Annotated in this window: 7 protein-coding genes and 5 pseudogenes; 3 read left to right on the top strand and 9 right to left on the bottom strand. The window is 68.4% G+C overall.

Annotated elements, in window-relative coordinates; genetic code table 11:
• From EDD90_RS52615 to EDD90_RS52600, 4 genes and pseudogenes are all read right to left on the bottom strand, one after another.
• Positions 1 to 1,134, bottom strand: coding sequence for an IS630 family transposase (locus tag EDD90_RS52615; RefSeq protein WP_123980524.1), 1,134 nt, complete (start codon positions 1,132 to 1,134; stop codon positions 1 to 3).
• Positions 1,135 to 1,384: 250 nt separating this feature from the next.
• Positions 1,385 to 2,131 (bottom strand): annotated as a pseudogene (locus tag EDD90_RS52610) (IS701 family transposase); the annotation flags it as partial.
• A gap of 77 nt (positions 2,132 to 2,208) precedes the next feature.
• Positions 2,209 to 3,085, bottom strand: a pseudogene (locus EDD90_RS52605) (IS5 family transposase).
• Between the two features lie 1,220 nt (positions 3,086 to 4,305).
• Entirely contained in the window at positions 4,306 to 5,337 is a 1,032-nt protein-coding gene (locus tag EDD90_RS52600) for a DUF1259 domain-containing protein (protein WP_123980522.1), read from the bottom strand.
• Positions 5,338 to 5,561: 224 nt separating this feature from the next.
• Between EDD90_RS52600 and EDD90_RS52595 the strand changes: the two genes are divergently transcribed.
• Positions 5,562 to 6,683, top strand: a complete 1,122-nt coding sequence (locus tag EDD90_RS52595) for an IS630 family transposase (RefSeq protein WP_311737265.1) — start codon at positions 5,562 to 5,564, stop codon at positions 6,681 to 6,683.
• Between the two features lie 23 nt (positions 6,684 to 6,706).
• Here EDD90_RS52595 and EDD90_RS52590 read toward each other — a convergent pair whose 3' ends face one another.
• Positions 6,707 to 7,768, bottom strand: coding sequence for a trans-acting enoyl reductase family protein (locus EDD90_RS52590; protein ID WP_123980518.1), 1,062 nt, complete (start codon positions 7,766 to 7,768; stop codon positions 6,707 to 6,709).
• Between the two features lie 125 nt (positions 7,769 to 7,893).
• On the opposite strand from EDD90_RS52590, the gene EDD90_RS52585 reads away from it, so the two are divergent.
• Complete coding sequence (locus EDD90_RS52585) at positions 7,894 to 8,877, top strand: AraC family transcriptional regulator (protein ID WP_123980516.1); 984 nt, start codon at positions 7,894 to 7,896, stop codon at positions 8,875 to 8,877.
• Here EDD90_RS52585 and EDD90_RS58265 read toward each other — a convergent pair.
• The 3 pseudogenes from EDD90_RS58265 to EDD90_RS52565 all read right to left on the bottom strand — a co-directional run.
• A pseudogene (locus EDD90_RS58265) lies at positions 8,866 to 11,015 on the bottom strand (transposase). The gene EDD90_RS52585 and the pseudogene EDD90_RS58265 overlap by 12 nt on opposite strands.
• A 17-nt stretch (positions 11,016 to 11,032) precedes the next feature.
• Positions 11,033 to 11,224, bottom strand: a pseudogene (locus EDD90_RS59350) (Tn3 family transposase); the annotation flags it as partial.
• Positions 11,225 to 11,940: 716 nt separating this feature from the next.
• Positions 11,941 to 12,846 (bottom strand): annotated as a pseudogene (locus tag EDD90_RS52565) (transposase family protein); the annotation flags it as partial.
• A 51-nt stretch (positions 12,847 to 12,897) separates the two neighbouring features.
• Between EDD90_RS52565 and EDD90_RS52560 the strand changes: the two are divergent.
• Positions 12,898 to 13,371, top strand: coding sequence for a GNAT family N-acetyltransferase (locus EDD90_RS52560; RefSeq protein WP_123980510.1), 474 nt, complete (start codon positions 12,898 to 12,900; stop codon positions 13,369 to 13,371).
• 59 nt (positions 13,372 to 13,430) lie between these two features.
• Here EDD90_RS52560 and EDD90_RS52555 read toward each other — a convergent pair whose 3' ends face one another.
• Positions 13,431 to 15,137 (bottom strand): IS1182 family transposase, encoded by a 1,707-nt coding sequence (locus EDD90_RS52555; protein ID WP_123980508.1) that lies wholly within the window; start codon positions 15,135 to 15,137, stop codon positions 13,431 to 13,433.
• Positions 15,138 to 15,153 lie beyond the last annotated feature (16 nt).

Raw genomic sequence — 15,153 nt, 5'->3', positions numbered from 1 at the left:
TCAGGCAACGTTCGCCCTGTTCAGGACCTCGCGGAGGCGTTCGTCGGCGGCGTGCTTGTTCCGCCAGATGATGTAGCGGCGGATCATGCTGCCTTGCTCTTTGTGGCTTGCGTGGTCGGTGCCGTCGAGGGTGAAGTAGCGCAGGGCGGTGAACTGGGCCTCGATGCGGTTGAGCCAGGAGCTGTTGGTCGGGGTGTAGGCGATCTCCACGTTGTTGACCGCCGCCCAGGTCCCGACCCGCTGGCACCGCTTCGCCGTCAGGTGCGGGGAGTAGTTGTCGCACACGATCGCGATGCGCTTCCCGACCGGGTGCAGCGAGCGCAGGTAACGGCAGAACTCCAGGAATTTCGAGCGGTTCTTGGTCTTCTTGATGTGGCCGTAGAGCTGGTCTTTGCCCAGGTCGTAGGCGGCGAACAGGTGCCTCACCCCGTGCGGGCGGGTGTAGGTCGCCCGCCGTCTCGGCCTGGGCTGGCGCAACTGGTTCTTGTGCCTGCCGCCGCGTTCGGTCCACTGCCTGCCAGGGTGGGGCTGGAGGTTGAGCGGCCCGAACTCGTCCACGCAGAAGACGACTTCAGGCTCGCCGTCCTCGGGTATGACCTCGCCGTCGGCGATCGCGTAGAGGTCTTCGACGCGGGCCTTCTTGGCCGCGTATTCGGGGTCTCGCGAGGCTTTCCAGGTCTTTATGCGTTGAAAGGTGACGCCTTCCTCGCGGAGCAGGATGCGCAGGCCCTCGTGGCTGATGTCGTCGACCACCCCCTCGGCGACCAGGAAGTCGGCCAGCTTGGCCAGGCTCCAGGTCGAGAACGGCAGGCCGTGCTCGGCCGGCCTGGACTTGGCGATCTTCTTGATCTCCCGCCGTTCCGGCAGGGTGAAGGTCCTCGGCCGGCCGCCCTTGTACTTGGGGTAGAGGGAGTCGAAGCCGTCGGCGTTGAAGTTGTGGATCACGTCGCGCACCCGGTCCGCACTGGTGAACGTCACCTCCGCGATCTTTGCCACCGACATGCCCTGCGCGGACAGCAGCACCATCTGGGCCCGCCGCCAGGTCACCGCCGACCCGGTGCCCCTGCGGATCACCCGCAGCAACCGCCTGCCCTCGTCGTCATCAATCTCCCTGACCCGCACGCGCTCTGCCACGTGATCATTCTGACCGTCCGCTGCCGCACCGCACAGCAAGCCGACACATCATCACAGGGCGAACGTTGCCTGATGCGGCACTAGTAGGACTCCGTTAGGTTGCTCTGGCTCTCAGGTTTGGGCTGGTGGTGGATGTTCTGGGCAGGGGGCGGTGGCAGGTGGTGCAGGTGCCGGTCCAGCAGTTCAGCAGGTCCTGGATGGCGTCGAGGATCTGGTAGAGGGTGAGTCCGGTGTATCGGCTTTTGGGGCCAGGCTGCGGCTTGCGGCCGTTGCCCGACCAGGCCGGGGCGGTGGGCTGCGCGTCGTGCGGGTGGACGGTCACGTCCGAACGGATGGCCACGACATAGCCGATGCCCCGCTCGCTCAGGCCGTCGCGGAAGTCGGCGTTCTGCCCGTAGCCGGCGTCGGCCACCACCACCGGCGGCACCAGGCCCCACCCGGCCAGCTCGTCGATGGTGTCCAGGGCCAGGCGCCACTTCTCCCGGTGCCCCACCTCCTGCGGTATCCCGGCCTTCTGCCGCCGTACCGGATCGTCCGCCCACTCCTCGGGCACGAACAACCGCCACTGCAGCGGACAGGACGCGGCATCGGAGACCGCGTGCACGCTCACCGCGACCTGGCAGTTGGCCCGCTTGCCCAAAGCGCCGCAGTACTGGCGCGCGACCGCCACCGACATCCGGCCGTCCTTGGGGAACGACACATCATCGACCGCCCAGGCAGCCGGGCCAATCTGCGGCACCATCCGCTGCGCGATCCGCCGCCGCACCGGCACCGGATCCCAGGTCGACTGGTTCACGAACTGCTGCAGGTTCTGCTCATTGCCGTCCGGCAGCCGTTCCGCCATCGGCTGGATCGACTTCCGCCGCCCGTCCAGCATCAGTCCCCGCAGATAGCAGTCGCCCTTCGCCCGCTGATCCTTGCGCGGCACCGACGCGAACACATCAGCTACGAATAACGCCAACTTCGCCCGAGCACGGTTCACTTCATGTGCGTCCACACCCTCACCATGCCCCCAAACAGCACCGCGAGACAGACCTAACGGAGCACTACTAGGGCGTGTATCGAATGTGCTGGTCACAGCCACTCGTTGATGGCTGCTACGAAGACGGTCGCCTCGTAGCGGACCGCGAGCTTGTCGTAGCGAGTCGCCACGGCGCGGTTCCTTTTCAGGCGATTTATGCCGCACTCGACTGCGTGTCGAGCCTTGTAGTCCTCGGCGTCGAACTTGGGCGGCCTGCCGCCGCGAGAGCCAAGCTTCTTGCGGTTGCGGGCCTGGTCGACCTTGTCCGGGATGGTGCAGCGGATACCGCGGCGTCGCAGGTAGGCGCGGTTCTTCCGGGACGCGTAGGCCTTGTCGGCGCGGACCCGGTCGGGCCGGGTGCGCGGACGCCCCGAGCCCAGGCGGGCGACGCGGACCTTCTTCAGCACGGGCTCGAACTGAGGGGAGTCGCCTCGCTGTCCGGCGGTGATCACGATGGACATGGGCTTTTGCCCCTGCTCGACGGCCAGGTGGAGCTTTGTGGTCAGGCCGCCGCGTGAGCGTCCGAGGCCGTGGTCGTCCGGCTCGACGGCGATGCCCCCGGGCGGCTCGGCCTGCAGATCCCCTTTTTCCGCGCCCCGGCGGCGTGCTGGTGGGCCCGGCACACGGTGGAGTCGATGTTGAGGTCCCAGGTGATGAGCTCCTTGGCGTCGGCCTGGGCCTGCAGTTCGGCGAAGATCCGTTGCCAGGTGCCGTCCCGCTGCCAGCGTCGGAAGAGGTCGTACCGGCGGGCCCAGGGCCCGTACCGCTCCGGCACGTCCCGCCACGGGACGTGCCGGAGCGGGTGCGGAACCGTATGCCGTCGATCAGCTGCCGCCTGGTCCATATCGGCGGACGCCCCGGCTTCTTGCCTCTGGGCAACAGCGACTCCAGGCGGGCCCACTGCGCATCCGTCAGATCTCCACGTGCCACGAAGCAAGATCATCTCACCTCAAGATCCACTACCGATACACGCCCTAGGAGCGCGGGAAGTTTCCCGACACCGGGAAGCTTGGCCTTCGTCATGAAGGTCCAGCCCTCTGGCCAGTGGCTTCCTGCTGCTGTCGGTCCGGCGCCGTACACTCGTCAGCACCCTCGAACGGCCCGCTGCCCCTACCAGTAGTGGGCCGCAGCCGTCTGCTCAGGCTTCCCGGCAGATGCGCCGACGCGAGACCTCATGCAGGGCAGCGGCCCGGATCTTCGGCCCCCGCCTGCGCTTTCCCGGCTCGCTGTGCACTTCGGCACCAGAACCCCTTCTTCGCTGTGCATCCAGACACTCCACACGATGCGTGCCGACCCTAGGATCACCGCCGAACGAAAACCGCACCTTTGCCACGCGCAACAGCGCGTGCAGGCTCTAGTTCAGCAATTCGTCTGCGTCAGTCGCTAGAGGGGGAAGCTTGATACGCCGATTGGTCTCGCGAGTTATCGCGGTCGCAGCTATTTCCATTGCTCCGGTCGTGGGCTTCACGGAGAGCGCAAGCGCCGCCACTCCGTCTGGATGCTCCGATGTCACGCAGTTGGGGGCAACCGCCTATGTGACTTTCGGAGGTCAGACCGCGGCCTCGTTGAAGCAGTACTACTCCCGGTCGTGCAACGAATATTTCAGCTATCTGTGGGTGTGGGATTCGTTCCGTGCGAGCCACAGCGGTTGGACCGTGACGCTTCAGGAATGTGGGCCTGTGGGTGCCTCAAATCTCTGGTGCGTGGGCACTCCCCCGTGGAACAACACGTCACAGCAGGAGTTCTGGAGCAATCCGGGTTATTCCGGCTGCGGTGACCACTTCGCAGCGGTCAGGTTCGTGTACAACCAGTACAACGTCCCTCAGGAAACCGACTTCGCGCGAGTCTGTTAATGCCGGGTAAGTATGCATAGCGCGCCCCGTCCTCAGCCAAAAACGAGGGCGGGGCGCAGTCGTCCCCCCACGGGGCTCCGCTGTGGATATCCCTGACGTGCCGCACGAGTGCCAACACCCCAGCAAACGTGCAGGTCACAACCCCGCAAACCGCATCGTCTATGCGGTTTGGCCTTAGCGCCGGGAAGGGGCACGGCGAGCCTGATCGTGAACTCAGCGGCTCTCAGCAGGCAGGCCCGACGGACATCTGTACGTTCTTCAGGCGCGGGGCAGGCTCGGCGTCGGCGCTCATGCTCATCAGGCACCCGTCCCCTTCATCGGCGCGACATTGGTGGCGTCCACGACCGGGCGCAGGCGCCGCGCCAGGGTCACGGCGTCGCCGACGGCCCAGTAGTGGACGAAGAACAGCCGGGGCTGGTCGGCGAGGTTGTGGTGGTGGAGCTCGACGAGGTCGGCACCGCCGCGCCGGAGCCCGGTGAGGACGTCCTGGACCTCGTCGGCGATCACGGCGAAGTCGCCGTTGACCGCGGCCCGGCCGCGGCCGAGCGGCTGGAAGTTGAACGAGGTGGTCGAGCCGAGGCCCGGGGGAAGGAGGAGGTGGCCGTCGGTGATGGCCTCCCGGCGGACAAACGTGCTCTGGTAGACGCCGCTGTCGGCGGTGCCCTTCACCCCGAGCGCGGCGTCGATGGCCGCGGTGTCCAGGTCGAAGCGTACGGCGAGGGGCACGGCGAAAGCGGCATGGGCCTTCGGGAACGGGGTGGCGGTGCGGTCCAGGGCGGCGCGCAGACCGCGGGCGACGGCCACCGGGTCGGTGCTGTGGGCGTGGAGGTGACACCACCAGACGTCGGGCCGCTGGGCCAGCAGGTGCTTGTGGATCGCGGTCTGCCCGATCCCGTGCTCGTACAGGGCGTCGCTGAACGGCTGGAGTTCGCGCTCGGTGACCACCGCGTCGCCCATCAGGAGCGAGCTGCCGTCGGCGTACCGGACGAAGGACACATGGGTGCCCAGGGCGAGCGCGGGGGCGATCATGATGCCCCGGGAGACCACGTGGAGGTCTCGGCGCAGCAGGGGCGTGTGGTACATGAACCGCTTCATGCCGCCCGGTGCGCCGAGGGCCGCGCCCACGTCCGCCCAGTCGGCGAGTTCGGTCATCACCGGCGGGACCGGGGTGCGGACCGGCTCGGCCCCCGGTCCGGCGGTCGCGGCACGGGCGGGGGAAACCGCCCCGATCGCTCCGGTCAGTACGGGCGCAAGGGCGGCGGTGGCCAGCACGCGACGCCGGGACGCCGTCGGTCTGGGGTCGGCGTGCTGCTGTCGGTCATCAGTCATCTCATATGCCTCCTGGTGCGATGGAAGCACGGGAGGACACCCGGACCCGTGATCTGCACCGACACATGGGCCCACGTGGGCTAAGCGGGCTGGAGCGGTCGGATGAGCCCACCGCACTCCACCGGACGAGCCCGGGTCTAGTGCTGTGACCGCATAGGTTCGCCGGGGTGGCGATCGTGGCGGTTGGATGTGGGATGAGGTCCGATCCGACCGTTGGAGGCGCGGTGGCCGAGCCTGTCTGTGTGCGCAGACCGACCGACGAGGAAGGGCAGCGTCTGCAGCAGATCGTGCGCCGGGGCAGCACCAACTCGGTGCGCTATCGGCGCGCGATGATGCTGTTGGCCTCGGTCAGCGGGAACCGGGTGCCGGTGATCGCGCAGCTGGTACAGGCCGACGGGGACACCGTCCGGGACGTCATCCACCGGTTCAACAAGATCGGCCTGGCCTGCCTGGACCCTCGATGGGCGGGAGGCCGTCCCCGCCAACTCAGCCCTGACGACGAGGACTTCGTCGTTCGGGCGGCCACGACCCGCCCCACCAAGCTCGGCCAGCCATTCACCCGCTGGTCACTGCGCAAACTCGTGGCATACCTGCGGAAAGTCCACGGCCGGGTGATCCGCATCGGCCGCGAGGCGTTACGCGGCCTGCTCGCCCGCCGCGGTGTCACCTTCCAGCGCACCAAGACATGGAAGGAATCACCCGACCCGGACCGCGAGGTGAAGCTGGACCGGATCGAGGAGGTCCTGGACCGCTTCCCCGACCGGGTGTTCGCCTTCGACGAATTCGGACCACTCGGGATCCGGCCCACCGCGGGCTCGGGCTGGGCCGAACGGAAACATCTCGAGCGAGTGCCGGCCACCTACCACCGCACGCACGGGGTGCGCTACTTCCACGGCTGCTACTCGATCGGCGAGGACCGCCTGTGGGGCGTCAACCACCGCAGGAAAGGTGCCGTGAACACGCTGGCCGCGCTTAAGTCGATCCGTGCCGCCCGGCCCGACGGCGCACCCATCTACGTGATCATGGACAACCTGTCCGCCCACAAGGGCGCCGACATCCGCTGCTGGGCGAAGAAGAACAAGGTCGAGTTGTGCTTCACTCCGACCTACGCCTCCTGGGCGAACCCGATTGAGGCGCACTTCGGGCCGCTGCGGCAGTTCACCATCGCCAACTCGAACCACGCCAACCACACCGTGCAGACCCGGGCCCTGCACGCTTACCTGCGGTGGCGCAACGCCAATACCCGCCACCGCGACGTCCTGGCCGCCGAACGCAGGGAACGTGCCCGCATCCGCAGCGAGAAGGGCATCCGCTGGGGCGGACGCCCCCTCAAAGCCGCAGCCTGACGTAGCTCGGCGAGCCTATGCGGTCACAGCACATGGCGGGCATCAACTCTCCACTGCACGCCGTGCTGGACGAGGAACTCCAGGAAGTCGGCTGGTGAGTAGGCCTGGGCCGGGGCAAGGACCCCAGGCTTGGCACCGTCTGCAACGAGCCGACGCGCGCTTTCGACCGCGATGACCGCTGTGCTTCCCTGCATGTCGATGCCGTGAACGACGCCGCGAGCGTACCGGCCATCCTCGCTTGTCGCCTCAACAACGATGATCCAGCGCGCAGTGCGGCGGCTGTCCGCGGGCGGTCCCTCGGGAATGCTGTCGATGAGCGCGGGGGTGATGTCGGCAAATGCGGCCGCAAGTTCCGCACGGACCACACCCTCGACCCGGCGTGCCGCGACGTGGCGGGGAACCGTGACCACCGCCGGAAGAGGGAACTTCGCCACCGGCACCGGGTCGGGGCCGTCCGGAAAGGTGAGTGCCGTACGCCGTGCGGCGATATCGGGATGCCAGCGGCCGTCTTCGTAGCCGAGGCCGCCGCCGGTGAAGGTGTCGATGTTCTCCAGCGCCGACCGGAGAGTGCCGCGGGACGGCATCGCGCCACTGCGGACCAGCTCCAGGCCGATGACGAGTTCCCGTACAGGACGGACACGTTCGGCTACGAGGTGAGCGAGCAGGTCGCTGGGCAGGCCGTCGTCGTTGGCGCCCGGGACGACTGTCACCCCGGCCGCCTTGGCTGGCGCGGCGAAGGCGCTGAAGATCCGATCGAGGTGGCGCTGTTCACCAGCGATGTCGACGTAATGACACCCAGCGGCGATGGCGGCCCGCACGACCGCTTCGCCGGACAGAACGAACGGGCCCGCGCAGTTGATGACCGCGGCACAGTCCTGGAAGGCATGGACGAGTGCGGTGTGGTCCCCGGACACGGCGCGCCGTATTGCGGCGCCGTCGACTGCGGCAAGTCCAGCTCGGGCGGCTGCCTCGCCGAGGCGATCGACGTTCCGGCCGACCAGCACCGTCTCGATGTCCCGCCGGACCAACTCGGCGACGACGAGCTTGCCGGTGTAACCACCGGCGCCGTATACCGCGATCCGCATGCCCGATGTCCCTTCGACGACCTCTGAAGACAGCGTATGGCTCTTGGGCGAGACGGCTAATTCGTCAGCGTCTCCTCTGCATACGTGATCGTCTCGGATGCCGAGGATCCGGATACGCTGGCCGAATGGACCTGCTCAGTGACGCGATCGCCGCCATGCGCATGGGGCGGCCGCACTACGCGCGCACCGAGCGGCACGCGCCGTGGGCCGTACGCCACAGGCCCTTCGCCGGTGCCGGCTTCCACCTCATCCTGGAGGGCAGGAGCTGGCTGATCCCTCCGGACGGCGAACCAATCGAACTCCAGGCCGGAGACGTTGCCTTCCTCCCCCACGGCAGTGCCCACTCCGTGACCGGTGATCCCGCCATGCCGGTGGCCGACCTCCCCTCCTCGCCGCTCGCCGATCCCCACCAAGACGATCACCCCGACGGCGCCGGGGCGGGGGCCCGGACCGTGATGCTCTGCGGCGCCTACCTCATGGACCGGACCCGGCCCCACCCACTACTACGGGAGTTCCCAGAGCTCGTTCACCTGCCGGTTCGCCTCGGACAGCACTCGTCACTGCGCGGAGCCACCGAACTCCTCGCGACCGAACTGGCAGAGCCCCGTCTCGGCAGTGACGCCCTGCTGCCCGCACTTCTCGACGCCCTGTTGCTGTACGTGATGCGGGCCTGGCTCGATGAGCGGCCCCGGCACGATGCAACCACCGGCTGGACCGCGGCCCTGCACGACCCGGCCATCCACGCCGCGCTCCAGGGCATTCACCGCGCCCCGCACCGGCCATGGACGGTGGAAGAGCTGGGAGCACTGGCCGGGTTGTCCCGAGCGGCATTCGCACGGCGGTTCACCACCTTGGTGGGTCAGCCACCGCTGTCGTACCTGACCTGGTGGCGCATGACCACCGCAGCCCGGCTCCTCCGCGAATCCGATGCTCCGCTGAAGACTGTGGCCAACCGGATCGGATACACATCCGAGTTCGCGTTCAGCACGGCCTTCAAGCGGGAACACGGCCTGCCCCCCGGCGCCTACCGACGCCAGACGACATCCGCAGATCTTGAAACCACGGGCGCCGACACCGGATCCGGCGAACCTATGCGGTCACAGCACTAGCCGTACAGCTCGCGGACGTGCACCGCAGCCCGACGACTTCGGCGACTTCCCCGCCCTGATCTCCCGCGCCCTCAGCGACCTGACCACTGAGGAACGCCACGTACTGCGCTCCGTGTCCTTACTGGACGCCTTCTCCGTGCCGCTGGCCACCCAGGCGGCCGGACTCACCCGCGACGCGGCGGCCCTGCGGCTGAGCGAACGTCCCTTCATCTGCGAGGACCTGACCGGGCTGTGGCCCTTCCACCTGCACCAGGTCGTCCGCTCCACGATCCGCAACGCCGACGACCGGTGGTCCGAACAGGACTGGTACCGCGCCGCCCTGCGCACGCTGGCCGCCCTGGGACACGAGTGGGCCCACGGGCCGCGCCGCGACCGCGCGGTACTGATCTGGGCTGGCTCACCGAAGCCGCCTACTCCTACATCTCGGACTCCGTGTGGGAACCGCTCGCCCCGCCCGCCCCCGGGCACGAGAGCGCTGTGCTGTCGACGCCGGCCGACGCCCTGGTCGAAACCCTCAGCGCCCTGGCCCGCCGCCAGCGCGAGCACCGCGCCCGCATCGTTCAGCGGCTCACTGCCGTCATCGACTCCGGCCTGCTGCGCGCCGAACTGCAGGAGATGCCGGTCTACTACCGGGCCAAAGCCCTCCGCGACATCGGACGCACCGAAGACTCGCGCCGCGACTACCAGCAGGTGGCCGACGGCGAGGGCCGTCTGGCCCAGGCCGCCCGCCGCGGACTGATACAGGCCGCCCGGCTCGCCGGCGACTTCCCGACCGCACTCGCCGCCGCCCAGACTCTCGGGTGGGAGGGCCGCCATCAGCGTGTCCTCGGTGACCTGTACTGGATCCAGGGAGAAGCAGAGCGTGCGGCCGAGGCCTACCTGGCCGGGCGCCTCGAAGCCGAACAGCACGCCACAACCGGCGAAGCCGCACACAACCAGGCCAAGCGCGCCCTCGCCCTCGCGTTCGTCGACCCCCGCCAGGCCGACGACGAACTCGACCTCGCCGAGCAACTCCGCGCTGGCCACGACCTGCGCGCCTCGACGATCAACGCTGCCATCGCCGCCCTCATCCGCGACGCTGGCAACCCGCCGTCGAGGACCGCGTCCAGACCCTGCGCCACCGAACTCGCCGTCGAGCTTGGGGTCGTATGCCTCCGGCTCGATGCCGAGCTCGTGCGTGCTGTATTCGCCGAACCGCTTGATGTGCTCGGTCAAGTACGGGGAGACCTGGGCCAGGTCCTCCGGGTCGATCTCGCATCCCTCCTCCAGCAGCTGGCGGACGATCTCGGTGATGTCCAGGGCGTTGTGGAAGATCACCGCGTTCGTCAACAGAGCATTGAATTTCATCGCCTTCTCCTGCTCGACGGGGTCGTTGTCGGCGAAGACGCCCTGGTTGCCGAAGCCGACCCACTGGGCCGGTTGAAGGGCTCGACCTTGTTCGTCGTCGCCGTCACCCGTCGGCGAAGTGGGGCGTCCGTCAGGTACCGCAGCAGTTGCACGGTGCGGATGACGCGGCCGACCTCGCGGAACGCGGTGTAGGTGGCGTTCTTGTGGGAGCCGGAGCGCAGGCGCTTGAGCAGGGTGGCCGAGGAGATGACGCCCTCGCGGACGGAGACGGCCACCCGCATCAGGTGCCGGATCTGGGACTCGATCAGGTCCCAGTCGATGGCGTTCTTGTCCGGCTCGTCGAACAGGGCGTCGATGTGCACGTACTCGCTCTGCCTGCTAGGCCGGTAGGAGGTCAGGCCCTTCCAGTTCCGGATCCTGGGCATCAGGTCGAAACCCAGCAGGTGGGCGAGGGTAAAGACAGGCAGCGACTGGCCCTGCGTATCCGCGTGCACGGTGGTGGGCTTGACCTCGGAGGCGTTCTTGAGCAGGCCCTCGATGAAGTAGACGGCTTCCCACACTCCACACGGAATGAAATGGGTGAAAAGCGCGATGTAGGAGTCTGAGATGTGGTGGTAGGCGATGCCGCCCGGCTTCCCGTACCGGACGGACGTCCCGGCGAGCAGGTTGTCGAGGTAGGTGTCCATGTGCGTGCCGTCGGCAGCCACGGCGGTGCCGTCGCCCCACGCCTGCGAGATGTCCAGGCGCGCGTGCGCGTTGACCAGGTCGGTGACGGCCTCGTTGAGCAGCACGAGGGGAAGTGCCGGTTCGCCACGTAGGCCAGCTCGTGCCCGCTCGCGCTCGGGATGTGACGGGCGGCTTCGCACGGGCCCATGTTGGTGCCCTTCACGAAGGTGCAAAGCACGTACCGGCCGAACGGGTCCTGGAGTTTGGGGTCGTTGCCCGAGGGCGGGCCGAGGCGGCGCCACCACTCCGCCCAGTACGCGGTCCGTGCACAGATTCCCGATCAGCGTGCGCTCCGGCATCCGCGCCTTGATCTCCTGCTCCAGCCGCTTCGCTGAGGGCCGCGGTCCCTCCGACCGGTGCGGTTTGAGCGACGGGATGCCGGTGGCGGGGTCGATGATCAGGCTCTCGATGTCCGGGTATCCGGCGTCCGCCGCCGCGGCGGCGGACGCAGCCGGTCCTCCAACTGCCGGCGGAAGGAGGCGGCGTCGAAGGCTGCGGCCTGGTGTCCTCGTCCTCGGCCAGGCCGACCTCCACCAGGTGGGCGGGCAGCTTCTCCTCCACCACCTCCCACTCCAGCAACTGGCCGCTCCAGTCGTCGAACTCCTCCGAGCCGACCACCGCGACGTCGCCCGTGCGCAGTTCCTCGGCGAGGTAGGTGAAGACCATCGCCTCGAAGTGCCAGCGGACGAACTGCCCCGGCCTGCTCCTGTCGACCACGGCCTTCTGCCAGTTCTGCGTGGCGAACGAGATGTCGACCCCCGCCCCGTCCTCGCCGAGCGCGCCGATGTACTCGCCGCGGGCGGCCTCGTTGCGCTACGCGTGCGCGAGCGCGTCCAGCACCCGCCCGTCCTCCGAGGTGACGGTGAACTCCAGCTTCTCCGCCAGGTCGAACATCAGCGCCCGGTCCCGGCCGATGTGCCCGCAGGTGGCCTGGCGGGCGAGTACCAGTTCGGTGCCTGGCTTGCGACGGGTTGCCCGCCGGGCGGATGGGTCGGAGACCAGTCCGGCGATGGCCTGGTGGGTCTCGGCATAGGTTTCGCGGCGGCCGGTGAACCGCTGCAGGGGCCGCCACTGTTTGTATTCGGCGTTGGTGTGCTCCACGCAGATCTGCCGGGAGGACTGGCAGCGCCGTTGCTCACGCCAGGCATGGCGCTCGCCCAGCGGCGCGTCGCCCTTGGGCTTCTTCGGCGGGGCGCTGACCTGGGCGGGGAACTCGTTGGCCAGGCCCCGGTAGCCCTCGTCGACTTCCGCCTTGACCTTCGGGTGCCGGCGGAACTGTTCAGCGATGCCCTCAGTGCGTACGGCCGTCTGGTCGTGCATCCGGCCGGGCCGGACCACCCCGCTGAACAGGGTGCGGCCTTGCGCGTCGCTGAAGGTGGTGGTCTCGACCGTGTTCTGCTTCTTCTTGCCGGAGACGAACGCCCTTGCGGCCCGGGCGACCCGCACGCGGGCGGCGGACCTGCACCTCGGTCCCGTCGATCCGCAGGTCCACGCCTTCGCCCCGGCGTAGGCGAACACGTCCTCCAGTGTGCGCAGCCGCAGCCCGGGCCGGTCGGGGACGGCGAAGACGCGGGCCGCCAGCAGCGGGCGGACCTCTCGCACCGCTGCGGAGACGGTGGAGCGGTCCACGCCGTACAGCTGTGCCAGAGCGGCGTGCGCCAGCCCCAGCCGCAGGTGCACCAGCGTGACCAGGAGCCGGTCGACGAAGACCAGGCGCTGCTTGGGCCCGGCCCCCACAGCCCGCCTGCGGTCCCCGCCCCGCCGCTCACGCAAGGCAGACTCACGGGCGGTCTGCGACTTGGGGGCGAGTTCTTCGAGCAACTCGCCGACATGTGCGCGGGAGACCCCGGACAGGGCAGGATGGGAACAAGCCGCACGGGCCCAGGCTTGCGTCACAACTTGCCCAACGCGTACGGATCTTCGCCCGTAACGGCCAAGACGCCTGCCATGATCGTCATCATGGGCATACATATCGCACCGGCCCAGGTGGGCGACTTCCACCAGGTCCTGGCTGACCACCCCCGTTACTGGGGCGAACGCGATCTTCGGTCGCTGCACCTTCTGGCACTGGTGCAGGAGTTCGGTTCTACCTGCCTGGTTGCCCGAGCCGAGGACGGAATCCGTGGGTACATCTTCGGGTTCGTCACCCCAGACAGCACCGGGTACGTGCATCTGATCGCCACGCGGGACGACGCCCGCGGCACCGGTCTCGGACGTCGCCTGTACGCGGCGTTCGCCGAGGCAGCGGAACGCCATGGTGCACGGCAGTTGAAGGCGATCACGTCAATCGAGAACACCGGATCGATCGCCTTCCATCGCAGCCTCGGCTTCGACACGAAGATCGTCGACGACTACAACGGCCCCGGCCAGGATATGGCCGTCTTCCACGGAAATCTGCCGCTCAACGTCTCACGGCCCTGACCAACCTGTCGTCACAGATACTCAGCTTGACTCTGTCGGGGATCTTGGAGTTGCCGAGGTCAGGTGCCTAGGGTTCGCCAGGACTTCGGCCGGGGTAGTTCGTGCTGGTCGAGGTAGTTCTGGAAGGCGGTCGGCTGGCGGGGTGTGGGTGCTTCCTCGGTCGGTGTCAGTCCGCTGAGGCGCTCGATGTTCACGGCGATGGCCGTCAAGACGTGCTGGATGTGGGCCTTTCCCTGTCCTCGGTAGCGGCAACGGCGCATGCCGTGGCCGTGGGCGAACTCGTTGACGGTTCCCTCCACCCCGGAGCGCACCGCGTAGCGGGTCTTCCACTCGGGTGTCTGCTGCTCGGCGCGGACGCGGAGTTGCAGGTCGCGAAGTTCTCGCGGGGGAAAGCCCACGGTCCGGGCGCTGTCGGCGGTGGTGGTGCAGCGGGTGCGGGCAGGGCAGGGGCGGCACTGGCTCTTGGTGAACCGGGCCACGATCAGCGGGGCGGCGGTGGGCGAGGAGGTCGGGTAGGGGCCGTGCCAGCCTGCGCTGATCTGGCCCTGGGGGCAGGTGACCTGGCGGCGGTCGAAGTCGATGTGGAAGTCGTCCCGGCCGAAGCCTTCGTTCTTGCGGTGTTGGCGGGTGGGGTTGCTGCGCAGTGGCCCGGAGACGGTGACCTGGTGCTCACGTGCGGCTTGTTCCAGGTGGGGCAGGGAGGTGTAGCCGGCGTCGACCAGGTGCTCGGCGGGCAGTAAGCCGCGGCGCCGCAGTCGGATGTGGATGCCGGGCAGGACCTGGCTGTCGTGGGTGGTGGCCGCGGTGGTGGCCACGTCCGTGATCACGTTGGGGCCGTCAGGAGCACAGGTCTCGGTCAAATGGGCTGAGAACCCCTTCCAGTTGATGATGTGTCCGTGCCGTGCGTAGCGGGCCGAGGTGTCGTAGGGAGAGACGATCGCCCGGGACGAGGGCGGCAGTCCGGGCCCGCCTTCCGTCTCGGCAGTGCGCCAGCGCAGGTGTCCTGCGGCGTCACGGTGGTAGTTCTGCACCATGATCTGGCGCAGGGCCTGGACACGCGGGCCCGACGCGCGGTCCGCTCCGTGACGGTAGAGGTGCTCCAGGAGCCGGACGGCGTCGTTTCCGGTGGCGAGGATCCTGGTCTTGGGTTTGGTGGGGTTCTTGCCCAGACGGACCGGTCGGCCGTAGCGGCGTCCCCAGTCCTCATCGACCAGATCGTCCAGCAGGTGAGGAGAGATACCGGCGACTTCTTCCAGTGCAGCGCGGACCGCCTCGGTGACCAGCTCCATTCGGGTGAGATCCCGTACCGCGGCCAGGACATGGGTGGAGTCGGTGCGCTGCGTGGTGCATTCGCGCACCAGGCCGGCCTCCTTGAGGCGGGCCAGCGCCAGGTCGAGCAGGTGGTCGGCACGGCCCTCTTCGGCGAGACGGTCGCGGAAGTCGGCCAGCACACTGTGATGGAAGCCTGGGTCGTCCAGTTCCATGGCCAGCGCGTACTTGAAGTCGATGCGGCAGCGAACCGCCTCGGCGGCCTGCCGGTCCGACAGGCCGAGCACGAACTGCAGCACACAGACGGTGGCCAGCTGGGCGGGCGAGAGACCCGGACGCCCGTCGCGCGGGTACCAGTCGGCGAAGTCCTCGTCGCACCACAGCCCGTCGAGCCGGTCGCGCACCCATATCGCCGTCGTGCCGTCCGGATTGCTCGCCCGCGCGATCTGCGCGGTCAGAGACGGGACTTGTTCACCGGAACGGGGACGGAGGGACAACGAGCACCTCGACAAT

Origin of the sequence: Streptomyces sp. Ag109_O5-1 (genome assembly GCF_003814875.1) — a bacterium.
GTDB classification, from domain to species: Bacteria; Actinomycetota; Actinomycetes; order Streptomycetales; family Streptomycetaceae; genus Streptomyces; species Streptomyces sasae.
The sequence above is the reverse complement of the archived record's forward strand: the minus strand, read 5'-3'. Positions and strand labels throughout refer to the sequence as shown.

Excerpts from the sequence above, each read along its gene's own strand:
- EDD90_RS52585 (WP_123980516.1), top strand. The coding sequence starts at position 7,894 with ATGGACCTGCTCAGTGACGCGATCGCCGCCATGCGCATGGGGCGGCCG.
- EDD90_RS52600 (WP_123980522.1), bottom strand. The coding sequence starts at position 5,337 with ATGACTGATGACCGACAGCAGCACGCCGACCCCAGACCGACGGCGTCC.
- EDD90_RS52590 (WP_123980518.1), bottom strand. The coding sequence starts at position 7,768 with ATGCGGATCGCGGTATACGGCGCCGGTGGTTACACCGGCAAGCTCGTC.
- EDD90_RS52560 (WP_123980510.1), top strand. The coding sequence starts at position 12,898 with ATGATCGTCATCATGGGCATACATATCGCACCGGCCCAGGTGGGCGAC.